The sequence below is a fragment of the Sphingobacterium phlebotomi genome, assembly GCF_008180195.1.
Lineage (GTDB): Bacteria > Bacteroidota > Bacteroidia > Sphingobacteriales > Sphingobacteriaceae > Sphingobacterium > Sphingobacterium phlebotomi.
In genome coordinates, this window is record NZ_VTAV01000020.1 from 1 (window position 1) to 24698 (window position 24698).

Annotated in this window: 28 protein-coding genes; 13 read left to right on the forward strand and 15 right to left on the reverse strand. The window is 43.7% G+C overall.

The features are described 5' to 3' along the window. The first annotated feature begins 133 nt into the window (after positions 1-133). Positions 134-577, forward strand: a complete 444-nt coding sequence (locus FXV77_RS19475; protein WP_187444188.1) for a GNAT family N-acetyltransferase — start codon at positions 134-136, stop codon at positions 575-577. Positions 578-751: 174 nt separating this feature from the next. Here FXV77_RS19475 and FXV77_RS19480 read toward each other — a convergent pair whose 3' ends face one another. Next, the gene (locus tag FXV77_RS19480; RefSeq protein WP_148920919.1) at positions 752-1246 is read right to left on the reverse strand and encodes an ATP-binding protein; all 495 of its coding nucleotides are present in this window, start codon (positions 1244-1246) and stop codon (positions 752-754) included. 163 nt (positions 1247-1409) lie between these two features. Here FXV77_RS19480 and FXV77_RS19485 point away from each other — a divergent pair, with 163 nt between their 5' ends. From FXV77_RS19485 to FXV77_RS19505, 4 genes are all read left to right on the forward strand, one after another. Then, entirely contained in the window at positions 1410-2108 is a 699-nt protein-coding gene (locus FXV77_RS19485) for a putative signal transducing protein (RefSeq protein ID WP_148920920.1), read from the forward strand. A gap of 287 nt (positions 2109-2395) precedes the next feature. Then, positions 2396-2608 carry a hypothetical protein gene (locus FXV77_RS19495; protein WP_148920921.1) on the forward strand — a complete coding sequence of 71 codons (213 nt, stop codon included), beginning with the start codon at positions 2396-2398 and terminating at the stop codon, positions 2606-2608. Between the two features lie 11 nt (positions 2609-2619). Beyond that, positions 2620-3168 (forward strand): MutS-related protein, encoded by a 549-nt coding sequence (locus FXV77_RS19500; protein WP_262713631.1) that lies wholly within the window; start codon positions 2620-2622, stop codon positions 3166-3168. 199 nt (positions 3169-3367) lie between these two features. After that, a complete protein-coding gene (locus FXV77_RS19505) occupies positions 3368-3922 on the forward strand; it encodes a dihydrofolate reductase family protein (protein WP_148920923.1) in 555 nt (184 codons plus the stop codon). A 178-nt stretch (positions 3923-4100) separates the two neighbouring features. Here the strand turns inward: FXV77_RS19505 and FXV77_RS19510 are convergent, their stop codons facing one another. From FXV77_RS19510 to FXV77_RS19560, 12 genes are all read right to left on the reverse strand, one after another. Continuing rightward, positions 4101-5222, reverse strand: coding sequence for a Fic family protein (locus FXV77_RS19510; RefSeq protein WP_148920924.1), 1122 nt, complete (start codon positions 5220-5222; stop codon positions 4101-4103). A gap of 427 nt (positions 5223-5649) precedes the next feature. Further along, entirely contained in the window at positions 5650-6648 is a 999-nt protein-coding gene (locus FXV77_RS19515; RefSeq protein ID WP_148920925.1) for a purple acid phosphatase family protein, read from the reverse strand. Positions 6649-6653: 5 nt separating this feature from the next. Continuing rightward, the gene (locus FXV77_RS19520) at positions 6654-8303 is read right to left on the reverse strand and encodes a RagB/SusD family nutrient uptake outer membrane protein (protein WP_148920926.1); all 1650 of its coding nucleotides are present in this window, start codon (positions 8301-8303) and stop codon (positions 6654-6656) included. An 11-nt stretch (positions 8304-8314) separates the two neighbouring features. Beyond that, positions 8315-11323: a SusC/RagA family TonB-linked outer membrane protein gene (locus tag FXV77_RS19525; RefSeq protein ID WP_148920927.1), complete on the reverse strand. Its 3009-nt coding sequence runs from the start codon at positions 11321-11323 to the stop codon at positions 8315-8317. Between the two features lie 43 nt (positions 11324-11366). After that, positions 11367-12287 (reverse strand): FecR family protein, encoded by a 921-nt coding sequence (locus tag FXV77_RS19530; RefSeq protein WP_187444189.1) that lies wholly within the window; start codon positions 12285-12287, stop codon positions 11367-11369. 43 nt (positions 12288-12330) lie between these two features. Then, complete coding sequence (locus tag FXV77_RS22575) at positions 12331-12462, reverse strand: hypothetical protein (protein WP_262713632.1); 132 nt, start codon at positions 12460-12462, stop codon at positions 12331-12333. Positions 12463-12526: 64 nt separating this feature from the next. Further along, positions 12527-13063 (reverse strand): sigma-70 family RNA polymerase sigma factor, encoded by a 537-nt coding sequence (locus FXV77_RS19535; protein WP_246162530.1) that lies wholly within the window; start codon positions 13061-13063, stop codon positions 12527-12529. A 109-nt stretch (positions 13064-13172) separates the two neighbouring features. Next, positions 13173-14345 carry an NRAMP family divalent metal transporter gene (locus FXV77_RS19540; RefSeq protein ID WP_148920929.1) on the reverse strand — a complete coding sequence of 391 codons (1173 nt, stop codon included), beginning with the start codon at positions 14343-14345 and terminating at the stop codon, positions 13173-13175. Between the two features lies 1 nt (position 14346). Beyond that, positions 14347-15099 carry a LamB/YcsF family protein gene (locus FXV77_RS19545; RefSeq protein WP_148920930.1) on the reverse strand — a complete coding sequence of 251 codons (753 nt, stop codon included), beginning with the start codon at positions 15097-15099 and terminating at the stop codon, positions 14347-14349. Beyond that, entirely contained in the window at positions 15089-16048 is a 960-nt protein-coding gene (locus FXV77_RS19550) for a 5-oxoprolinase subunit C family protein (protein WP_148920931.1), read from the reverse strand. The genes FXV77_RS19545 and FXV77_RS19550 overlap by 11 nt, the downstream gene beginning before the upstream one ends. After that, positions 16038-16736 carry a 5-oxoprolinase subunit PxpB gene (gene pxpB / locus FXV77_RS19555; RefSeq protein WP_222867834.1) on the reverse strand — a complete coding sequence of 233 codons (699 nt, stop codon included), beginning with the start codon at positions 16734-16736 and terminating at the stop codon, positions 16038-16040. The genes FXV77_RS19550 and pxpB overlap by 11 nt, the downstream gene beginning before the upstream one ends. A gap of 58 nt (positions 16737-16794) precedes the next feature. Further along, positions 16795-18702, reverse strand: a complete 1908-nt coding sequence (locus tag FXV77_RS19560; RefSeq protein ID WP_148920932.1) for an AAA domain-containing protein — start codon at positions 18700-18702, stop codon at positions 16795-16797. A gap of 82 nt (positions 18703-18784) precedes the next feature. Here FXV77_RS19560 and FXV77_RS19565 point away from each other — a divergent pair, with 82 nt between their 5' ends. Together FXV77_RS19565 and FXV77_RS22490 are read left to right on the forward strand one after the other, a co-directional pair. Further along, positions 18785-19141, forward strand: a complete 357-nt coding sequence (locus tag FXV77_RS19565; protein ID WP_222867835.1) for a cupin domain-containing protein — start codon at positions 18785-18787, stop codon at positions 19139-19141. Positions 19142-19166: 25 nt separating this feature from the next. Further along, positions 19167-19319 carry a hypothetical protein gene (locus tag FXV77_RS22490; RefSeq protein ID WP_246162531.1) on the forward strand — a complete coding sequence of 51 codons (153 nt, stop codon included), beginning with the start codon at positions 19167-19169 and terminating at the stop codon, positions 19317-19319. Positions 19320-19415: 96 nt separating this feature from the next. Here the strand turns inward: FXV77_RS22490 and FXV77_RS22495 are convergent, their stop codons facing one another. After that, on the reverse strand, positions 19416-19520 hold the full coding sequence (locus FXV77_RS22495) for a HipA domain-containing protein (protein WP_246162532.1): 105 nt from the start codon (positions 19518-19520) through the stop codon (positions 19416-19418). Between the two features lies 1 nt (position 19521). Next, a complete protein-coding gene (locus FXV77_RS19575) occupies positions 19522-19803 on the reverse strand; it encodes a helix-turn-helix domain-containing protein (protein ID WP_148920933.1) in 282 nt (93 codons plus the stop codon). 108 nt (positions 19804-19911) lie between these two features. Here FXV77_RS19575 and FXV77_RS19580 point away from each other — a divergent pair, with 108 nt between their 5' ends. From FXV77_RS19580 to FXV77_RS19605, 6 genes are all read left to right on the forward strand, one after another. Then, positions 19912-20304: a hypothetical protein gene (locus FXV77_RS19580; RefSeq protein ID WP_148920934.1), complete on the forward strand. Its 393-nt coding sequence runs from the start codon at positions 19912-19914 to the stop codon at positions 20302-20304. A gap of 27 nt (positions 20305-20331) precedes the next feature. Then, a complete protein-coding gene (locus FXV77_RS19585) occupies positions 20332-20898 on the forward strand; it encodes a Crp/Fnr family transcriptional regulator (RefSeq protein ID WP_148920935.1) in 567 nt (188 codons plus the stop codon). A 59-nt stretch (positions 20899-20957) separates the two neighbouring features. Then, positions 20958-21539 carry an NAD(P)H-dependent oxidoreductase gene (locus FXV77_RS19590; RefSeq protein WP_148920936.1) on the forward strand — a complete coding sequence of 194 codons (582 nt, stop codon included), beginning with the start codon at positions 20958-20960 and terminating at the stop codon, positions 21537-21539. 131 nt (positions 21540-21670) lie between these two features. After that, the gene (locus FXV77_RS19595; protein ID WP_148920937.1) at positions 21671-23230 is read left to right on the forward strand and encodes a protein adenylyltransferase SelO; all 1560 of its coding nucleotides are present in this window, start codon (positions 21671-21673) and stop codon (positions 23228-23230) included. A 31-nt stretch (positions 23231-23261) separates the two neighbouring features. Further along, positions 23262-23993, forward strand: a complete 732-nt coding sequence (locus FXV77_RS19600; protein ID WP_148920938.1) for an MBL fold metallo-hydrolase — start codon at positions 23262-23264, stop codon at positions 23991-23993. Between the two features lie 216 nt (positions 23994-24209). Next, positions 24210-24698: a hypothetical protein gene (locus FXV77_RS19605; protein WP_222867836.1), complete on the forward strand. Its 489-nt coding sequence runs from the start codon at positions 24210-24212 to the stop codon at positions 24696-24698.

A 24698-nucleotide genomic window follows, 5' to 3' on the forward strand; every position in this document is an offset into this window, starting at 1 on the left:
TTAAATCTAACGTTTTTGATGAAAACACTCCTTAAGTTTTTAAAATATCGTGTCCACTTTTTGCTGACGATTTACAATGATTAAAATCTATAAAGTTTTTTCATGATGAGACATGTTCTTAAAAAATATAATTATGAAAAATATCGAAATAAAACTTGCGTCCGCAAATGACGCGATCAAAATAGAACCGATTTTTTCGCTGTATCGGGAATTCTACGGAATGGAAAAAGATAGTCCGGGAACAATAGATTTTCTACGAAAAAGACTGGGAAACAATGAGTCAATCCTACTCTATGCAGAAAGAAATGGAAGTATTATCGGATTTGCCCAGCTCTACCCTACTTTTTCTTCGGCTTCGTTAAGAAAAGCATATGTATTAAATGATCTTTATGTTATAGAAACTGAAAGGAAACAAGGGATAGCCAAATTATTAATAAACGAGAGTATAGAAATTGCACAAAGAGACGAGTGTGTTAGAATTTCTTTAAGTACCGCAAAAGATAATCCCGCTCAAACCCTCTATGAAAAAATGGGGTTCAAAGAAAGTTCATTTAAATTTTATAATTATAATATATGAGAATTGAATTGAGGTCGCAAAATGCGACCACAGGATATTGCCAACGCGTATTAGTATACACACCTTCCACGATGGCGGATTTATTCGTTTTTTCATTCTGTTCAAACAAATTCCCGTGAATTTCATCTTGGAAAATCAAATCAACATCATTTTGTCTAAAGCGTATGTATTCCACTATTGCTCGGGTACAACATTGATCTTCCAATGCCCTGTCCGGTCACTGCCAACTCTTTCCAAAATACTACGATTGCGCAATATCTGTATATGCTTGTCTATATTGGTCGTACTTACGCCAATATGATCTGCCATAACACGTTTTGATATTTTCGAATTAGCATGGACCAGACCTAATATCTTCTGCTGTGTATCTACCAACCCATCTACCAACCAGCTATCGATTACATATTTCGGAAATACCATCCTCGTAAAATTGTTCAAAAACACGAAGCATTCTCGTCCGTAACTCTGCAAAATACGTGGAATGCCCGACCCCAACTGCTCCACCAATTCCAGATCCCGATACACCCGCATCAATTCCCTATTTCGTGGTATAGAAACCCCAGCAAAGAAATCTTTCTTGTCTAGACCATCGATCAACGAGCCATAAGAGGTAATCTCGATACGATTCACCCTATTGTCTTCCATTTTACCTGCTATGTACCTTGACATTGATTTCCCTGTACGTCGAAGCTATTCTGCTTGCCGGCAACGTAACGATGGGTGTTGCGCAAAATGAGCAATTCATTACTCTGTAATAACAGTTTATTGTTATCTTTATTGGTATAATTAATTATGAACAATACCTTTAAGTTATGCGTACAACCAAAACAGAATGAAAAGCAGTAGCGATAATGATCCTTTTGTCTTTAGAACCTTCTCCAGTATAGAGGATGCTAAAAACTATCAGAATATACTAGCTGAAAGTGATATCCAGTCGAATATTAAGGACATCCCACCCGGTGTTGATATGTCATTTCTAGGTAGTACCGCAGGACATGAATACGAACTCCAAATACACAGAGCAGATGAAGACCGTGCAAATACCCTCATAGCGAAGTACGAGGAAGCAGAACTCATTGCTAGCGAAGGTGATCACTACCTCTACCAATTCACGAACAAGGAGCTTATTGAAATACTACAAAAGCCTGATGAATGGAGTAAATTTGATTATCGCCTTGCAAACGAAATCTTACTAGAGCGCGGCGAAGAGGTAGATTCAGATATGTTGACTGCGATGAAGAATGAAAGGCTTTTAGATTTGGCTAAACCAGAAAAAAGCAAGCGCTACATGATTGTGATGGGATACATATTCTCTATTCTCGGGGGCGCACTCGGAATAGCGATCGGATATGCACTATCGAATGCAAAAAAAACTTTGCCAAACGGCGAGAAAGTCTGGTCATATACGGTTCAAGATCGGAAACACGGTCGAATAATTTTCGGAATCGGTGTAACGGTACTTAGCATATTGTTTTTACTAAAGATCACAGACACGAACCCTAATAAATTACTAAATCACTTAATTTATTAGACTTCTTAAAATATAAATATACGCTATGTACTTTGACTTACCCAAGTTGGTGCATTATTAATTGTTTGCCTTAACAACAAGTTTAACTGAGCTGAATGATGTTGAATGTGCCTTATGTTACCTTTATTGGAATGAATTATGAACGATACCATTAAGTACGGATATTCTGGAAGTATTTGATAATACCCTCCATAGCTATTCTAGGGATAGATTACTCGATATTCTCCTGACCCCGCTTCAAAATATCGAGACGATAAATAATCGACAACAAATACTTAAAGGATTTCTTGCGATTCAAATTACTGCTATTGTTGAACAAAGCAAAGCGTAATGCGGCTATGGGTATATATATCCAACTTATTATATTCTTACAACAGCAATACACGCTCATCTCCAATTTTATTGACACCGATTCCCTAGCATTGGAGATCCGGCATTTACAATCACGGGCGTTTACCATCCGCTATTACCTAAGCCCATACGTAACGGCGTATCGCTAGACAAGCAAGTCGTGTTGATCACGGGGCCAAACATGGCCGGCAGCAAATCTACTTTCTTAAAAGCGATCGCTATATCCGTTTATTTAGGCCATCTAGGCATTGCTATTCCTGCGGAAGAAGCTAAATTTCCATTTTTCCAGAACATCTGCATATATATTAATCATACGGACAACTTGCGACAGGGTTACAGCCATTTTTTGCGTGAGGTTAAAAACCTCAAAGAGGTTGCGCTTAAAGCGTCGGAAGGCACACCTATCTTCGCCATTTTTGACGAAATATTTAAAGGCACCAATATGAACGATGCATTGCAGATTACTCGGGCCACCACACAGGGTCTTGCGCAATTCCATCAATCGGTGTTCTTTATATCGACACATATCGATGAATTAAAAGATATGGCATCAACAGCCGTTAATTCTTATTTCTTAGACTGCAAAGTGGAAGGTGGGATTCCGAGATTTAGTTACCAATTGAAAGAGGGCTGGTCCAGTGTCCAGATTGGTAAGATATTGTTTAAAAATGAGGGACTTTATGACCTCTTCCAATCGTCTGGCGGCTGAGATTGAAATTCACTTAGGTATTTCTATCCGAATAGTCATCGCAAAAGATCTAAAAGGAGAGTTTTTAGATAAGGAACTAGAAAAGTTATTTTTGACACCGCAACAATAACTGAAAGAATGCCTACTTTTCTTGTCTTAGGCGAAGCGCAATTAAAAGCGATTCTCGTACTATTGCACTGATAACAGTTATGCGTATACGATGAGAACAGTAAGATTTTGTATCAACATGAGCCTTGACGGTTACTGTGACCACACCGCTTTCAGTCCTGATGAAGCGGTTTTAGATTACTTTACTGCCATGATGGACGATGTTGACCTGCTTTTCTTTGGTCGCATCATGTACCAGCTTATGTTTCCGTATTGGCGCGAAGTTGCCAGGGATCAGTCTGGCAGCCCCGCAGAAAATCGATTTGCTGAAAAGCTTAGCGCTATGGATAGCGTTGTCATTTCCCGATCGTTGGACGTTGTCGACGAAAACGTTTGTATCGTCCGTCGCGATCCTGTGGAAGAACTTCTGAAATTGAAGCAGCAAGTCGGAAAAACCATTCTGATGGACAGTGTCAGTCTGCTTCCCGAAATGATTGCCGTCGGTCTTATCGATGATTTTTTTCTTGTTATCCATCCTGTTATTGTAGGTAATGGCAGACATTTGCTAGATACTGGAAGCCTGCATGAGAAACTTAATCTCAAACTGGTCGATACCATCAAATTTAAATCTGGGCCTATAGCGCTCCATTACGTGAAATCCGGTTGAAAAAGTTGACCCATTGGTCAATTAACCCAACTCGCTTAAATAGTAGTGCAATCATCTTGTTACGGATATCAGACTGCCTCGCCTCTAACTCATCAAAGAGGGTTGGCCCAGTATCCAGATTGGTATTATATTGTTTAAAAATGAGGGACTTTATGACCTCAGTATCTCATAATTACCATTAAAATAATTTTATATAAGGTTCGAACATAAATATTTGTCCTCTTTTACCTCCAGTCATTTCTTTTAATATATCATACTGCTCCATTTCATCAATAATTTTGTAGGCCGTTGGCATTGATACGCCTGTAAATTCTACTACCTGTTGGGCGTTGATGATGGGGCGTTGATATAAATGGTCTAATATATTGAGTAAATGGTGGCTTCGTATGCTTGTCCTTTGTATTAATTCTTCTTTTTCCTTTTTCAATTTTAATATGGCATCGAATGTAGCAACCCCACTTTTCGCTGTTTCTATGATGCCTACTAAAAAAAACTTCAGCCACTGTTTCATATCACTATGCGTACGAACACGCATTAAATTATCGTAATATAGTCCTCGATTGCGTTCAAAAAAATCCGATAAATATAAAATAGGTTTTTTAAGAATTCCTTTATCTACCAAGTAAAGCGTAATCAATAAACGCCCTACGCGACCATTTCCATCCAAAAAAGGGTGAATGGTCTCAAACTGGTAATGTATCAATGCAATCTTTAACAAATCAGGAAAAAAGTATTCATCGTTATGAGCAAATTTCTCCAAATCATTCATCAATTCCGGCACAGAAGTATGTACAGGTGGTATAAAAGTAGCATCATTTATACTGGCACCACCTATCCAATTTTGACTGGTACGGAATGCGCCAGGCAATTTATGTTCTCCACGGACACTCTGCAATAATATACGATGTGTATCACGGATCAACCGAGATGAAAAAGGTAAATCGTGGAGTTTCTGAATAGCTTTGTTCATAGCCTCTATATAATTATGAACTTCTACCCAATCGTCTCTTCGCTCAACTCCCAAATCTTCTTTATCCAAAAAAGCATCTTCTATATTGGTTTGTGTACCTTCAATCTTACTACTCTTTGTTGCTTCCTTGGCGACGTGCATACTAATGAACAAATCGATATTGGGGATATATTCGGAATACATATCCAAACGCCCCATCTGTCGGTCAGCTTGGGACAGCAATTGTTGTATCTCCATATCGTCCAATAGCCATTGCTTGTTCAGTTCGGTGGGCTGAAAGCTTCTGTAATATCCTTGATTAATATAGGTTCCTGCTTTGAAATCTTTCATTAGAATAGAATTTATGATAGTATTTTAAATACGACACATGCTTATTTAAAATTTAATAAGCTAAATTAAACAAAAAACATTCTTATTTAAAAATAATTACATATTTTTAAATAAGTAATTTGATACTAAAATAAAACACTCTTTTTTTAATCAATCACTTTGTCCGGTCACTGCCAACTCTTTCCAAAATACCACGATTGCGCAATATCTGTATATGCTTGTCTATAGTGGTCGTACTTACGCCAATACCAACCCATCTACCAACCCGCTATCGATTACAGATTTCGGAAATACCCTCCTCGTAAAATTGTTCAAAAACACGAAGCATTCTCGTCCGTAACTTCCGCTAATGATCTGCACTGCTGACAGAAATAGGTTGATTTCGCTTTAGCCATTAAGCAGAAATACGGCAAACAAAAAGATTTTTTTAATAAACAACCGTTTGATACGTCACTTTTCCCTCGTGATCAATACATTGCACGCGTAACTCATCCTGATTAAGCGCAACATACATAAACCCGTAGGTACTGGCTTGATACTGGCTGTAAGCGATATCTTCCTTCACGGGTGTAATTTCCGAACCGGCACCCGAGATAAGCTGATGCGTACTTTTATTGTCCAGCTTCAGGTGCTGCAGCGAATGCTCATGGCCAGAAAGGTATACCGGAACCGCGTGGCGATCCAAAATCGGTTCCAGCACCTGCCGCACTGCCAAGGTATCGTAATTCTCCGTACGTGGCCCGGCACTATAAATCGGGTGATGGCCGACAACAATTTTCCACCGCGCTGTAGACGCCCCCAGCAATTCATCTAGCCAAGCCAATTGCTTTTCCGGCTGCTGGTTCGCCACGTGGGGTCCATATTCGCTGTTTTTGTAAAATTCCGGGATTAAAGGATTGGTATCGATAAAAGCGATCAAAACCTCAGCCGCTCCCTTCAAACGAAAAGTTTTGCTGTAGTAACGGGCGGGCATTTTCCAGCGGCGGCTGATCGCCGAATAACGTACCTGTGCATCCGGATCCGACTTATAATCGTGATTACCTAAAATGGGATACCAATCCCATTGTAAAGCAAAGTCCGTATAGATATTTTCGTAAGAATAGTGCCATAGCGGATCATGTTCACTAACCACCCCTGAAGGGTAGAAGTTATCTCCCGTGGAAATGATAAAATCGTTTGGGTTTTCAGTAGCCCATTTGCCCATCTGGGCCGCCACTTGGAGCTGGTGATCTGCCCCATTTCGCCCCCAATCACCCACGGCGATAAAATGCAGGTCATAGGCGTCGGTTAGCGCTGCACGCGCATTGATATCTTCACTTTCAATCCGCGTCGGTAGGGCCGCAGCTAAGTTAGCAAAAGGCACCGCGGTAAAAGTAGCACCCAGGGCTCCGCCCAAGGTGCTTTTCATAAATTCTCTTCTTTTCATCCTCGCTAATTATAGCCGTCGTTTTGGTTCCATTTGGTATTCACGTTCATAACCAATGTCGGGATCGGGAAGATACGGCGATATTTCTCCGTCCTTCCGGCTGGATATAACGAACGGAAACCCCAGTCGTCTTCGAATTTACCAAAGCGGATCAGGTCATTGCGGCGCCAAGATTCATCTGTAAATTCCCGGGCACGCTCATCCAGCAGATCTTCTAAGGTAGGTGCAGTCGACAAGGCCGGTGCATTCACGTATGCCCGGATTTGGTTGATAAGCGATTGTGGAGAATCACCGTTGGTCGGCGTCGCTCCCCGAAGGATAGCTTCCGCTTTCATCAACAACACATCCGCATAGCGGAAGATCGGCACATCATTGCTCTGGTTCCGTGCATTTGCCGCCGTCACTTCCACATCCATGTAAAACTTGATGGAGCGATAGCCCATGGAGCGTCCTTTCTGGTCATTACCCGCATTTAGCGTAGGTCCACCGTCCGGACGTAAGACAATCTCCCGTGAGGTTTCCATGTGCCAATCAAAAATATCATCGGCATCTGCTCCGGTATAATCCTGATCAACGCCTTTTTTCGAAGTCTTGATCAAGAACGGGCGCGACAAATCCGGCGCATAATCCGACCAGTAGTACTGCTTACCGCCTATATAAGCATTGTTCCGTTCATCACCCTCTAAATGGAATTTATCCAAAAACGCCGGCAACACACGGAAGGTACCGCCTACACTCTGCGGTAGGGGTGCAAACTGGCTCTGCCCACTCCGGTGTATCCAGAAGCGCGCATAGGTCATCCCCTGCTGTTTCTCCCGATGATAGGGCATGGCAAAGATGAAATCCTTAATCTGCGGCCCATTATTTGGGCGGAACTTCTCTAAAAACTTATGGCTCATCAAATTAAATTGACCAGATGCTATGATCGCATCACACATCGCCACCACCTCGTTCAACTTTTCATTGGTCATAGTCGGTGCATATTGTGCCACGTCGGGGCTCGTATAGACCGCCCAGTTTAAATAAAGCTTTGCCAATAAAGCTTCCGCCATAAACTTGGTGGCCTTCCCGTAGTTAGCAACAGAAGCTTCTGCAGACAGACGATCCCGTACAGCCAAAAGTTCCGATTCGATAAATCGGCAGATCTCGGCTCGCGGCGATCGATCAGGTACCGTCTCCATCTTTTCCTTAATCAGTGGAACATCACCAAAATTATCCATCAATAGGAAATAGAAGTAAGCACGCATGGCACGCATAGGAGCCGCTTTCTCGCTTTCGTCATCTCCAAAAATAGCTAAGACATTATTTGCTAAGTTAATCCCGGTCATTGCCGAATCCCACATCCCCGGGAGGATGGCATTATCCGGCGTCCAGTTGTGGACATGGAGCTCCCGAAAACGTCCACCATCGTAGTAGTCGGTACCCAAAGCAAGACTCACCGCTTCGTCAGAGGATAATGTTTGCACCATCCAGTGATTGTATCCCAATGCTCCGCGATACGCGGCATACACATCCGCGGAGATCGCTTCCGCTGCTCTTTCGGTACTGGGGAACTCTGTGTATTGCGATTTGATATCAACGTCGAGGTCCGTGCAAGAGGCTATTGTCGTAGCCAATGCGGCTGCGGACACCAAAATATGTAGTTTCATTTTCATGATTTTTCCGGTTATAAATTAAAATTAAGGCCAAACATAAAAGTACGTGTACGCGGATAGGTTTGTCGGTTGTCGATCCCTGGGGTTAAGCCGCCAAGATCTACCTCTGGATCTATCCCTTTGTAGCTGGTCAAAACGAAAGCGTTGTTTACCGTAGCATACACCCGGATGTTCTTAAACTGACTACTGAACTGCGGCAGGTTATAAGACAGCGTCAAGTTTGCCAAACGCAGGTAGTCCCCTTTCTCCAAATAACGATCAGACAGGTAATGCGCATTGATGTCACTCACCTTGTCTGTCTCTAGCGCGCTGGCTAAAATGTTCTTCTGCCCGGCATTACCGACAATATTGGTGTGCCTTGCCCTGGTCCCATTCATGATCTGATGCCCGAACACGCCTTGGAACATCGCCGTCAAAGCAAAATTTTGATAGGTAAAGTTGTTGTTCCAGCCCAAGGTAGCCTTCGGCTGTGCACTGCCGGTAATAGCCCGATCCTTGTTTGCCGGTGTAATGGTCGTCTCGCCGGTTCTTTCGCCGGTTCCTAGATCACGCACATAGAAAGTCGATACACCGTCCTCATTGTAACCGGCCCATTCCCAAGTATAAAACTGGCCGATCGGCGCCCCTTCCATCAAGCGTTGTTGAAAAGCGTTACTTTGTCCGGCTCCACCAAGTTCTGCCAGATCGATATAATCGGTAGAGAACTCCTGGTTGGAGATACGGGTCACCACATTCTTATTATGCGAGGCAACGACACCTGTACTCCAGCTAAAGCTCCCGGAGCGCACAGGGATAGCCTGTAAGCTCAGCTCTACCCCTTTATTATTGATTTCACCCACATTGGCCGTTAAGGAGCCATAAAGGTATTTTGTTGTGGAAACCGCATAATCATAGATCAGATCCGTTGTGTTTTTATCATAGTACTCTATACTACCGCTCAAGCGATTCCCTAGGAAAGCGAAGTCTACACCTAGGTTCAACATGCCCGTACGTTCCCAACGCAGATCGGGATTAGCATTGCGCAGGGCAGCCAGCGTACGAAGATCGTTCCCGAAAGCATCGGTATAAAAACTGGAGGTTGCACCGTATACCTGTCGTGCGCTAAATACGTCAAAACCCATCGAGTTACCACTCACACCATAACCAGCACGGAGTTTCAGGTCATCAAAAATACCGACTTGTTGTATAAAGGGTTCTTCTGATAAACGCCAAGCAGCAGAAATCGAAGGGAAAGTCGCCCAACGGTTGTTCGCCCCGAAAGCAGACGAGCCATCCCTTCTAACGGTGGCCTGAAAAAGATACTTACTATTATAGGCATAGTTCACCCGGCCATAGACAGATATCATCCGTAAGGTAGAAAGATAGTAGTTACCGAAACCCAGCAAATCGACCACATTGGCCATGCCGGGGTTGTAATAGCCCAATCCATCATCATAGTAATCCGAGGTAGTCAATTGGAATCCGTCGTTGTTATTATTCTCTTCCCAAGAGTAACCGGCCAAGGCAGAAACCCGATGGAGCCCATCAAATGTTTTGTCGTAGGCCAGGTTCATCTCCATAATTCTACGCTCGTCTTCCACAGCTGCGCGGATGGCTTTACCGTTCTGGTTCCGTGCTGCCATGGAGTTTGCCGTGTAATACTGTGCATTATTGAACTGTCTGTTCTGCAAAGACAGATCAATATTATAAGTAAGACTTGGTAAAATCTCATAACCTACTTTGGCATGCGCCTGAATCACTTTGGTTTTGGAGAAATTGGTGTTTTCTTCAATCAGCGAAACCGGATTGACGTATTGTGAGCGATCGGGCTTTTCATACCAAGCACCCGTCTCGGTCCGTACAGGCGATACGGGCAGATAGTAATACATGGCGTCGTATACACTCACACCGTCACCCAACGCCAAAACATCATTTTGTTTAGTGATACTCGTATTGACGTTGAAGGACGCTGTCAGGCGGTCGTCTATAGCCTTTGTACGGACAAAACCACGGCCGATCTGGCGGCCCATGTCCGTTCCTTTAATTACGCCGTTGTTTTGCAGTGTATTTAAACTTGCACTATATTGTGTTTTATCCGTACCACCTAATAGGGAGATATTATGGTTATTCGATACACCGGTGCGTTCCACTTCACGCTGCCAGTCGGTATTCGCTCCGAGATCGTCCGTCGGCTCCATAGAGAAACCATTGTCGTTCACAAAAGCGCGGTACTGATCACCGTTCATCATAGCATAGCGATTGGCAACCTCGTCTATCGCAACATAACCATTGTACGTAATATCGGTCTGGCCAGCTTTGCCTCGTTTGGTCGTCACGATGATGACACCATTCGCGGCTTTCGACCCGTAGATCGCCGTCGCCGAGGCATCTCGAAGCACATCGATACTTTCGATGTCATCGGGCGCCACCAAACTCAGGGATGCTCCCGGCACACCGTCGATCACGTAATAAGGCTCCATCGCTTCTCCGCTACGGAGGGTGGAAGCTCCACGCAAGCTGATGGACGGGGTAGCATTCGGGTTACTGTTGTTTGTCGAGATGGTTAAGCCCGGAACTTTTCCTTGCAACATCTGTGCAGGCGAAGCGAACACCCCCACATTCATGTCTTCGGCCTTGATGGTGGTAATCGAACTGGTTACGTCCTTACGGGAGATCGTTCCATAACCGATCACGACTTCTTCCAGCTCGGTGGTAGTTGGTTGCAGCTTCACACTGAGTGCAAGGGGGCGGCCGGTCTGAATGCGGTATCCCGATAGCGTATCCGGCTGGAAACCGACGTAGCTAAAAATAAACTGATAGGGGCCGCCCTCGGGCAGGTTACTAAAACTAAACAGCCCCTGATCGGAAGAACTCGTATGGAAGCTTCTGCCCGATTCGCCGTGTACAGCTTTGATGCTCACGCCGGAAAGGAACTTGCCAGACTCGTTCTGAGTCGCGCCTTTTACCTGCTCTTGCTGGGCTTGTACCTGGATTGCTCCAGCTACAAGAAGTGCAAAGCACAATAGGCTCTTTTTTTTCATTTGATACGTGCTAAACATGTTGGTTTGACTTATAGGTTTTCATTTATCTTTTTCTAAAATAGATATGGAACGATCCATCTTCGTGCGTGTCGTAATGTAGATCATTGATGAGACAGATCACCGTCAGAACGTCGACAAGGGTTTCCTTTTCCGGGTCGATTATGCCGGTATATTGAATGGTCCGGATATGCTCATCTTGGATATGAATATTGGTTTGGTAGGCTTGCTCCAACGTTGCAAAAACATCGGGCAAGGGTATATTTTCCATGTACAATTGGCTTCCGGTCGTGGCTGGAGCAGCCGTCTCCGCAAGACGGGCTGGTTTCTCTTTCCGCTCCGGCCGGACGATCTGCATATTCGCGTCTAACAACAAGCTTGCCCCCTTCCGATCAAGGAATACATTTTCGAAGGCAGGGATATCGGCTGTCGATGCCACCACAATTTTACCTGTGTGCAGCTCTACCGCCGCATGTTGTTTCTCGCGGTGGGTATCGATTGTAAAAGAAGTCCCGAGTGCCGTCGTTTTCGTTGCACCGGCGTACACACTAAAAGGTCTTTTCGTATCTTTCGCTACGTCAAAAAACCCTTTCCCTTCGAGGTATATATCCCGCGCGGCTACAGCAAAATCGTCGCGGTAACGCAGGCTGCTTTGTGCAAATAGATGTACGGTAGATCGATCGGGCAGATGCACCGTGTCGATTTGATCGCTATCATTGAATATAGACACCCAGCGCGGTACGGCTACCCTCCCGCTGTCTTGTTGTGCATAGTGCAGCGCGTCCGGCTGCGCTACCCGCTGCGATGGTTGCCACAGCTGGAAGGAAATAAAGAAGAGCAGCGCCGCAGCAATCCCCACCTGCATCACGCGGTTAGCACGCCGTAGGCGTACTTCACGCCGCAGGGCCTGCTGTTCGTCGCGATCGATCTCGCTTTCGATATGCCGGGCCATTTTCTGCGAAGGCACAGCGTCGTCTGCTGCCTCCTGATAGCGCTGCCATTCGGAATCGTTAAACATTTCTTCGATGATCGTCGGGTCTTCCCAGATCTTTTTGCGCGCGTTCCGCCTTGCTTCGGATCGATGCGCCACGTTGCACCGATGTCTTCTTCTGAACCTCATATATAGATATTACGTGGCTCATCGAACTACCCCTAACGACTTTACAATTATTTAATATGGAGACGGTATCAACCGTGAAGTTTGCTTTACAGCATCACGGAATAGAGGTGTTGTTTTAGCTGGAGGAGTGCTTTGCCGATATGGTATTCCACTGCTTTGGGTGTGATGGAGAACATCGTGGCGATTTCTTTATGGGACAGACCTTGTTTACGGCTCAGTTCGAACACCAAGCGCCGCATCTTGGGCATGTTCTGGATGTCCTGCTCCATAATCTGCAAAAGGTCTTTACTCTCAATGGCATCGACCAAACTGTCAGTAAAAGGGGTCTCGGCGTATTCGCCTTCGTATTTGAAACGGGTTGCTTCTTTACGGAGCACATCAATCATCACCTGTCGGGCCATGCCATACAACTGAATATCGATACCGAGCCGCTCATTGAGTATCTCCCGTTGTTTCCATAACTTAATAAAAGTCAGCTGGGTTACCTCTTCGGCCACATATTCCGACTTGGTCCGTTGCAGTATAAAGCCATGGATCTGCTGGTGATACCGGTCATAGACTTGGTGAAAAGCACGCTGGTCATCTTCCTTTATTGCTCTGATATCTTCCATAAGAGAAGGCAAATTTAAGGGCTTATTCTGGAGACAAAGGTTAACAAGATATTATGTTTTTATGAAGTCTATGACTGCAACATATGAAATAACGAACAAAAATATGACTTGATCCGCGTCACTACCCCAATAGGATTCGCAAGCTCATCCACGTCATGGCAACAACGATAACAACACCAATGCATGTTAGTAAGAGGGGCTGCTTGTAGGATCCGACAATATCTTTCTTATACGCAGCGATCAACATTACAATCAGTGATAGCGGCAAAATGATGCCATTGACCGCACCTGCCAAGATTAGTAGCTTAACTGGTCTGCCGACCGCGACGAAGATACAGGTGGAGATAACAATAAAAGCGATAATGATCCAATTCTCGTTCCGTTGAATGAATGGGCTGAACGATTTGACAAACGAAACAGATGTATAGGCAGAACCGATCACCGAGGTAACTGCTGCCGCAAACATGACCAAACCAAATAAACGGTAACCAAACTCGCCGGCCGCTAATTGAAATACGGATCCCGTGGGATTAGTATCGTCAATAGCCATACCCTGACTGATAATGCCCAGTGACGCCAAGAAAAGAAATATACGTATCGTCGATGCGACCGATATGCCCATCACGGCACTTCTATTCACCTCAGGTAAGGATTCCTTGCCTACTACGCCCGCATCAATAAGCCGGTGACCACCTGCAAAGGTGATGTATCCTCCAACAGTACCACCTACTAAGGTTACAATCGCCATAAAATCAATAGTAGATGGTGCTATCGTTCGTAGAGCAGCTTCTGCAACTGGTGGCTTAGCGACAAAGGCAATGTAGATAATGGCGAGGATCATGATAATCCCCATCAATTGTGTGAAACGATCCATGACTTGCCCTGCTTGACGATTAGCAAAAACGGCAATAGCAATACAGGCTGCAATAACTGAACCTGTAGTAACATCAAGACCAACCAATGCCTCTAAACCAAGCCCCGCTCCAGCGACATTGCCGATGTTAAATGCTAAACCTCCAATAACAATGAGACATGACAAGACCGCACCCAAGCCGGGAAGAACACGATTGGCCACATCTTGGGCACGCTTACCGGATAATGTAAGCACTCGCCAGATATTGAGCTGAACGCCGATATCAATAAAGATAGATAGTAGGATAACAAATCCAAAACTGGCTCCCAATGATTTGGTAAAGACGGTAGTCTGCGTCAAAAAACCTGGACCGACGGCTGATATCGCCATCAGCATCGCTGCCGCGATCAATGCAGAGGTCGTATTTCTCTTTGTATTCATGCTACGGTGTACTCGATAATTTTAAGGCGTGATGCACTTTCCGGGCTATCGCAATAGCGGACTCGTTGTCACCATGCATACAAATCGTATCTGCTTTAATCGGTATGTCAATACCGTCCGCAGTGATCACTTTTCCTTCTGTTGCCATTAATAAGACCTGTGCAAGGGCTTGGTCGTGATCCGTTATGACGGCATTCACCATAGTCCGGGGTGTCAGCGTGCCATCGGCTTGATAGGTACGATCCGCAAAGGTCTCGCTATAAACGGTTAGCCCACGCTGTTCACCTTCCGTAATAAGTGCACTTCCCGATAGGCCGTACAGGACCAAATTCGGATCAAATGCATAGACCGCATCGGCAATCGCCTTGGCAAGGAGGCTATCTTGTGCCGCCATATTGTACAGTGCGCCATGTGGCTTGACATGGTGTAACGATACGCCCTGCGCTTTGGTACAGGCATAAAGCGCACCGATCTGGTAGAGCATTAGGTCGTATACTTCCACGGGCGTCAGGGCCATTTGACGACGACCGAAACCTTCCCTATCCTTAAATCCGGGATGTGCACCAATATGCACATCGTGGCTGGCGGCAAGTGCAACGGTTTTCATCATGGTAGATGGATCACCCGCATGAAAACCGCACGCTATATTTGCCGAAGTTACAAAAGGTAATATCGCTTCATCATTGCCCATCCTCCATGGCCCAAAGCCCTCGCCAAGGTCACAATTGAGATCAATCATTTTACTACTCGCCATATTTTAATGCTAAAGATAATTTCAATTTATGGAGTTCATCTTCCTGGTCTCTCCATAGGGATTGTGCCTCCTTGACCGTGATCCATGCAAACTGAATTTTTGCACCAGGTGGTAACTGTGCCATCAGCGGTAGATCGACAGTCGCTACCTGCGCTATAATGGGATAACCGCCTGTTGTGGGATGATCAGCCATCAAGACAATGGGTTGCCCGTCAGGTGGCACCTGTATCGTCCCAAAGGTGGTGGCCGAAGAAAGAAGTTCTTTTTTTTCCCGCAGGTACAAGTTTGCTGATTCTAGGCGGTAGCCCATTCGATCGGAATTGCTGCTGATCGTAAACACATCGGCAGTGAATCGTTGCTGGCTATCGCTATCGAATAGCGGGTGGTGCGGCCCGGTTATAACACGAATCACGTTGTTGTCAAGATCTGGATAACATGAAGATGCCATACGCCACGTGAGTGATGAGTTTTCCTGCGGCCAAGCTGCACAAAAGGATAGTTGGTCGCCTTTTTGCAAAGCACGCCCTTCCCACCCGCCTATAGCGCCACGAAGATAGGTAGAAGCGCTGCCAAGTACTTTTGGCACGTCGAGTCCACCGTAAAAACACAGATATGATCGCCAACCTTTTTTGGGCCTACCAAAGGTGAGCTGTGCACCTGCTGGCACGACCACAGGCTTCCAGATAGGAATAGGTCGCTGATCGATTGCTGGGGAGAGATCTGCCCCGGTGACACAGATAAGCTGCTGCTCCTGAAAAAGCAAGCGAGGTCCAATTGATGTGCATTCTAATGCAGGTGTGTTCTCTTCATTGCCCAAAAGGAGATTACCCAGTCGAAATGCCAGCTTATCCATCGCACCGCTCGTTATCATACCGTATTTCTGGAAGCCAAAGCGCCCAAGATCTTGTACGGTCGTCAACATCCCGGGCTTGATGACACTAATCCCCATAATCAGCTCCTTTCATACGCAGGTATTCTGCTTCGCTAATCGGATCAAATCGCAGGCGATCTCCCGCGGCTAGAAAGGACGGAATCTCTTTGGTACTGTCAAATAAACGTACGGGTGTCTTCCCGATAATTTGCCAGCCGCCAGGGGTCTCGATCGGATAGATTCCGGTCTGCGCACCGGCAATCCCGACAGATCCCGGTTCGATTTTAAGGCGTGGCGTTGGTTTGCGCGGGGTGGATAGGCGACTGTCCATACCACCAAGGTATGGGAAACCCGGCGCAAACCCAATCATATAGACGATATATTCATTTTCACTATGGAGCCGGATGACTTCCTGCTTACGCAGTCCTGTATAGTCCGCGACTTCGTCGAGATCTGGACCGTCGTACCAGACGGGGATGATTTTGTTGGCTGAGCTGAGATGTATTTCTTCAGGTAAGGCGGCTACAATGTGCTGAATATGTTCGACAACTTCAGCAAAATTTATGGATAACGGATTATAATACACGGTAATGGTTGTAAAGGCAGGCACGTACTCCAAAATAGCGGGATTTTCCAGTTTGTCCAACCCTGCGCCGACTAGTCGGATACGATGATTGACTTGTTCCGAAATAGCTTCGCTAAATACGGCAACGACTGCCGCATCCCCTAAAGGGTAATAAGATACACTTTCCGATTTGTTCATCATTAACGACAAGGTAAGAAAAAGTGTCGGAGGATTTAGTATTTCTAGCTTTCTTTTCAGTTCATTCCATCCATTCCCATATACTATGATATTGATTTAAGCTGTTCGCATAATCCAAAAAACCGCTGTAAAAATCATGCTCCGCTATTGTAGCGCTATCACCAACAACGATAAGTTTTTTCTTGGCTCTGGTCATAGCTACATTCATACGTCGAATGTCTGCTAGAAACCCAATCTGCTGATTCGTATTACTCCGCGTTAAAGATATATATATAATATCTTTCTCCTGACCTTGAAAGCTATCAATTGTATGAACTTGTATAGATGGCCGAATAGAAGCTAATAACTCGTCCGTCAGGATAATTTCTTTCAATAAGATAGACTGCTGACGGTAAGGTGCGATAACACCAATACTCGGAAAATCAAGTGCGGTATATTTTTTAGACAAGCTTATAACGGTATCCATTAGATGCCTGTAGACAAACAGCGCTTCTTCTCTATTTGAAATCGCATTGTCCTCCATCGTTTCTTCGTATCCGGCACCAGCCGTGTCAATAAAAACTACGGGCTTACTATCCTCGATCAAATGCCAATCTGCAACTGCTTCTGAAGCGGTCAATTTGCCAGCATAAAGCATCTTAGAGGGGTAAAACATGATCTGTTGATGCATTCGATATTGTACATCCAATAAAAATACAATCTCCGGAAATCGATTACACAATTTCTCAAACAATGTTATATATAGCCCTTGATCCGACTGAAGCGAAGACTTAACTGTAGGCGGCAATTGGCGATGGTCACCAGCCATAATCAAGCGATTCGCTTTTAAAATCGGAACCCAACATGCAGGTTCTAGGGCCTGTCCAGCCTCATCAATCACTACGGTATGAAAGTTTCGATCGCGAATACTAGGATGATTAGCACCAATCAACGTTGTCGTTATAACCTCCGCATTATCCAATATAGTAGTAGAAATATAATCTTGAACAGCATCTATTTCTTTTCTTATTTTCTTTGCTTCCGCAAATAGTGCCTTTCGTTGTTCACGCTCGGACCTTCCAAAATTGCGTTTATATTTGTGTGCTAAATCCAAATAGGTGCTCGCTTGTTTTTCGAGTGTCTTACGTTCTTTATTCGCATGATGCGCATCGATACGTGCATCTAAAGTGAGTTGCTGTAAATGTTCAGATACACGTATTGGGTTTCCTATACGTACGACGTCTACGCCAGCTGCTGCCAAACGCTCTGACAACAAATCTACAGCCGTATTACTGGGAGCAACGACTAATATTTGCTTTTTGTTGTTTTTTAACAACGCGCTAATTCCTTCGATTAACGTTGTTGTTTTTCCTGTTCCTGGAGGACCATGTAAGATAGTTAATGGATTATCAAGTAACATGGCCGAAATAGCCAAATTTTGACTAGCATTCAATTTGGGGTTTTGATAATGAATTTCTTTTTCTTGCAATAATGTCCATGATTCTTTACCCAATAACTGCGCTACAATATTTCCTTGTTTAGCATTGGCTAATCGTGTTTTTGCCTCTTCTAAACCCGCAAACATCTCTCGGTAGGAATACTCATCAAACAACAGATCTACCCCTAGCTTTCCTCGTCGAGCCCAATCGGGCAACTCGTCTTCCCGAATAGAAACACGCATGGTATCACGTCCTACATAGCTTATAACACCTTCTATTCTATCTGTTAGTGGATCGTAATTAGAGAATAATGCTACGGGCATTCCAAACCGGAACCTGTGTCCCTCTTCTAAAAAATTAGTTTTTTGAATAGTAAGGTTTAAATAATCACCTCTTCCTAATTCGGTATTTGAAATAAACACCGGGAACCAGCTCACCCCCTGCAATCGACGTTCTTGTAATGAGCTATGTAGTAGTAATTTCTCATGTTGAGCAAAATCGTAGTCTTTTTCTTCTTTTAAAAGCGTGATTTGCTGATCAAAATATTTCATATTACAAACTTCCTATTCAAATTACCGCTATTGCGGGAAACCAGCAAAAGTAGTTATTTCTCGAAATAAGTACCTTAAGCTTTTGGCTTTTTCCAAATTCACATCCAAAGACGCGTCGAACAGCGAGCATTATAATTGGGGCAATGCCAGCCACGGATGGCATTTGGTGAATTCTGGCACGCTTAGCATTATCCAAGAAAAAATGCCCTCTGGCACTTCAGAGAATCGACACTATCATCATAACGCACAACAGTTTTTCTTCATTTTGCAGGGTATCGCCACGTTCGAGATTGACAATGAGATTTATGAGGTACACGCAGGACAAGGTTTTCATATTCTCACCAAGAAGAAACACCGCATTTTAAACAAAACAAATAATACGTTGGAATTTTTGGTTATCTCGGAGCCGAAATCGCACGGAGATAGGATTGATTTATAAGGCAATAATAAAAAAGAAAGACAGTATGATAACTTCCGCGATTCAAAGATTGGAACAATATATAGCTGAAAAACCATCTCACTTTCGGCTTTTGGATGAAGTCGAATCGGAATTTAAACCAAGTGCAGAGAAGTGGAGTAAAAAGGAAATCTTTGGCCACCTCATCGACAGTGCTTGAGAATCATCCAATCTAAAGTATTCACCGACACTTTTAGCCAGTTCAAAATTTAAATCACTATTATGCATATCGATGTTCAACGCTAACCCATCTTTATCAATAGAGTGGATTGAGATCATAAGCTGGAGAGAGCTCCCACCCTTCAGTATGCAGTATGAATCCGTGATTACGTAGATGGTCATCTGTTTTATTAACTGCCATCTTACAACAAATCTAAATCTTGAAGTTTACGCCCAAAAACATCGTCTGCTGTCAATTTCAAAAAATCATCTTGCAGCCCTAAAACACGTAATACATTGAAATATGCCCCAATTGCCACACCGGGATCTCCTTTTTCGGCAAGGTATAAAGTAGAACGTGCAATACCAGCTCGCTCCGCAACTTGTACAGCAGTCAACTTACGGCGCTTACGGGCAAGTTTGATATTTTCTCCCATCTGTTCCAATATAATTTGAAACTTTGGTAACACAAGTTGTTTTTTCATTATAACGATTGTTATTTCATACAAAAAAAATAATTTTGAATGAAATAACAAACAAATCATAACTATTGTGACGAGGTAGACATATTAAGAAAATCACTACATTTAAAGATGGATTACATCTCGAAGGAAAAAGCAGAACTTCATTTGAAACTCGGAAGAACACTCGCCATTTTTGTAAAAGTAGATCGCTTTTTCGAATCATTAACATTCGACTGGATCGCACTCGAAAAACATGGCTCCGTTTTTAAAATAACGTTGATAAGATCTATTAACGAGGGCGACGAAATATTTAATGATGTTTTGTCATTCAACACATTAAACCAATATGAAACCGACTATGACGAAGTTACCAATCCGTTTTTTATCGGAGAGCTCCACGACTGTTATCAATGGATAGAAACGAATTATAGTATAAAAGAAATATCATTTGTTCGATTGGAGTACTTAAAATCAATCTATACCGATTTGGTTAAGAGCGGGGCATTTGACACAGATATGTGATATCACTAAACAAAACAAAGGATTTCTATGATAGCTACTTACTTTCAGTCTTTGGGTCTCTTCGATCGGGAAGAAATCACTCAGATTGTTCAACTTTTTGAATATAGAAGCTTAAACAAGAATGATTTTTTTGTCAAAGAAAATCAGCCCTGTAAGGAGGTTGCTTTCATTGCATCCGGGATCTTCCGTTCATATTACAGCACCTCAAGTGCAGAAGATGTTACGTATTGTTTCCGATTTCCTAATAGCCTAATGGCGGCCTACTCCTCTTTTATCACCGGGGGACCAAGTGTGGAGACGATGCAGGCTCTCTCCCCCGCAGAACTATGGATCATCAAAAAAAGTGCTATTGACAAGCTCGCCGCTGAAAGTCTAGTCTGGACAAAATACCTCAAGATGATTGCTGAACAGCAATATCTAGAACTGGAAAAACGCATCTTCCAACTGCAGAAAGAGACAGCTTTGCAACGTTATACGGTCTTACTTCGAGATCAGCCCGAATTTATCCAACAAATACCGCTACAATATTTAGCTTCTTACCTAGGCATCACACAACGGCATTTAAGCCGGATTCGCAGTGAAGTTACTTTTTAGACATTTGTCCTATAAAGCAAAAATGAGTGACGCTAACTTTGTGTTATCAGAAGAATAACATGAAGCAAAAAATACTCATCATCAACGGTCACCCCAATAGCTCATCCTTTAGTTTTGGAATTGCGGCAGTTTACAGAGAAGGTGCCGAAGAATCTGGGGCGGAAGTTCGTTCGATTAACATCGCTGATCTGAATTTTAATCCCAATCTTCGGTTTGGTTACCAGAAGCGAACGGAACTTGAACCAGACCTCCTGCAGGCTTGGGAAGATATCCTGTGGGCAGATCATTTAGTTTGGGTACATCCTGTTTGGTGGGGCGGCCTTCCGGCTATTATGAAAGGTTTCATCGATAGACTCTTTTTGCCTGGCTTCGCTTTCAGATACCGGGAAAACTCTCTCCTTTGGGACAAACTACTCAAAGGAAAATCTGCCCGCATTATAACAACCCTGGATCAACCCTCTTGGTATTATGCCCTTATATTTGGCAAGCCGAGTGTAAATCAACTCAAAAGATCAACCTTGAAATTTTGTGGAATATCCCCTGTAAAAGTGACATGTCTTGGAATTATAAGGACTTCGGATAGAACAAAGCGGGATAAATGGCTGCAAAAAATCAAATACCTCGGACAAAAACGCGGATAAAACAAACCTGATTTCTCTTTGATATGCTTTTCCGTATGTTGTTATTTCTTGACGTTACTCGTGCAATTCCGGATACCGCAGTGTCAATAAATGGCGTACCTTTGGCTGTGGATTAGTTAACGCAGTACGATATGGAAAATTTAAGTTCTAAGCGATTCAAAAGGACTTTTGTGGATACGTTCCCAGGAGACGATAGTGGTGATCTGCACCCCCGCCAAACGCCAGGAGTTTTATATAGCAAGGCTGTACCTACGGCTGTACGGAAACCCGAACTTGTGGCGTGGTCCGCCCAGCTAGCAGATAGCTTGGGCATCGCGAAACCGAATCCAGACGACATACAAATTCTAGGCGGCAATCTGATCACACCGACGATGTATCCCTATGCAGCCTGCTATGCGGGGCATCAATTTGGCAACTGGGCAGGGCAGCTTGGTGACGGTCGAGCAATCACGCTGGGCGAATGGGAAAACCCAAACGGAAATATTTGGGAGCTGCAGTTGAAGGGCGCAGGCCCCACCGCGTATTCACGGAGAGCCGACGGCAGGGCAGTTTTACGCTCATCGGTACGCGAATACCTGATGAGCGAAGCGATGCATTATCTGGGAATCCCGACCACACGGGCATTGTCGCTTGTTACGACGGGCGACATGGTAACACGCGATATGTTTTACGATGGGCGTGCTACGGATGAGCCTGGCGCCATTGTGATGCGTACGGCACCAAGCTTTTTACGTTTCGGTAACTTTGAAATGCTTGCTGCTAGGAACGAGATCGATAACCTCATGCAGCTGGTGAACTGGACCATCGAACGCTTCTATCCGCATATTAAAGGTGACGAAAAGATACTCCACTGGTTTGGAGAAGTCGTGGAACGTACAGCAACCATGATCGTTGAGTGGCTACGAGTAGGTTTTGTACATGGGGTGATGAACACCGATAATATGTCTGTGCTTGGTCTGACGATTGATTATGGGCCTTTTTCTTTTCTGGACAACTACGACCCGGATTTTACACCGAATACCACCGACTTGCCGGGCAAACGATATGCTTTCGGTAAGCAAGCGAATATAGCTTACTGGAATCTAAGCCGTCTGGCGAATGCTTTAGTACCGCTGTTTTCTGACACAAGCCAATTAGAAAGCCAATTGAGAAAATATGAAGACTTTTATTGGAACAAGTACTACGCGATGATGGCAAACAAGCTGGGTTTGGACGGTATAAACAACGATGATGACGTAAAGCTCTTGGCCGACTTCGAGACAGTACTGGCAACTATCCAACCGGATATGACGATATTTTATCAGCTATTGATTGATCTGCCGACAGAACGGGCCACAGAGCAAGACACGCTTAACTTCTTTAAGAGCAGCCTCTATGGCGATCCTGAACCAACGGATGTCAACCAACTTTACACGCTGATCACGAGCTACCAAGCGCGTTTAAGGGCGAACACCTGCACAAGGGAGGATAGCTTACGGCGGATGCGAAAAGCCAATCCTAGGTTTATTTTAAGGAATTACCTGCTTCATATGGCCATAGAAGAATTACAACGGGGCGAAAACAACCTTTTTTTAAAATTACAGCAGGCTCTTCAGGATCCGTATTCCAAAAGCCACGATGAATTCTTTGCGATACGCCCGGGTTGGGCCACACAACAGGCTGGCTGCTCGATGTTGTCCTGTAGCTCATAAATATCACTTATAAAACATTAGTTTCCATGCAATGAAAATAATCGTATTAAAAGAGGGCGATTACGCTGTGAATAAAAACAAGGAATTTACCTTAATGGAGGACATTACGAATGTTTCGGGCGTAAAAATTGCCGTTCAGCCTTTTTTGATTATCACAGCCAATGATTTCATTTTATTGGATACAGGATTGGCCATTGCACATCACGGAGAACCGCTCATATATCAATGTTTAAAAAAAGAAAATATACTTCCTGAACAGATTTCCAAGGTGTTGATTTCTCATTTGCACAAAGACCACATTGGTGGTATCGGGTATTTTGAGAACAACAGTTTCAAGGGAAATTTCCCGAATGCCAGCATTTACATCCAACAACGGGAATTGAATTTTGCTTTGACACAGCAGGACAGCCTTTCATACGACTTTGAAATAGTGGAAAAGCTGACAGCACTTCCAAATCTTGTCATGCTGAACGATGATAAAGGAAAAATATCGGATGAAATAGTTTATAAAGTTTCAGGCGGACATACGCCTTTCCACCAGGAGTTTTGGATTAAGGAAATGGGTGAAACGGTATTTTATGGGGCCGATAACCTACCTACAAGTAGCTATCTAAAATACGACATTGCCTACAAAACGGATTACGACGGTAAAAGGGCAATGGAGGAAAGAATAATATGGAAAAAACAGGCTAAAACAGAAGATTGGGGCATACTATTTTACCACGACTTGGTAGAGTCGTTAGCCCGTTATCAAATCGACTAGTTAAAAAATATTGAAAGTATAGCATAACCATATTTGGCGTGTTTTTTGCTTAATTCCTTGGACTATCGACGTTTAACGTCAAAATCGAGTATAAACAAAAATTGGCACCCATTCCATCTTATGGATCATCTTCTATCAGTAACGGTAACTTTTGATCACGCGAAAACAATCATCGCAATTATACTGAGCTTAAGTATAACCCACTTAATTAGAGGCATGGTAGGTTTTGTTGAGTCTACTAACTCGCCTCGCAAACCTTATTGGATACATCTCATGTGGTGCGGGTACATGTTATTGTTGATTATTCATTTTTGGTGGTGGGAGGCCGAACTTAAAAATGTCTCACATTGGGATTTTGCTAAATATCTTTTTCTTTTCTTGTATATCAATACGTTTTATGTGCTCTGTGTGTTGCTGATGCCAACCAATCTTGGTGAACATAAAAATTATGTCGAGTATTTTTTCTCTCGAAAAAAATGGTTTTTTGGCACCTTGGCTTTCTGCTTTCTATTGGACTTCATTGACACACTCATCAAAGGGCGGGATTATTTTTTCCACCATTATAATTGGGAATATCCTGTGCGGAATATTACCCACATTATTTTATGTGTTGTTGCCATGTATACCAGTAACCGAAAGTTTCACGCGGTATTGGTTTTGTTATTTATTCTTTATGAATTATCATATATCTTTAGACTATTCTAA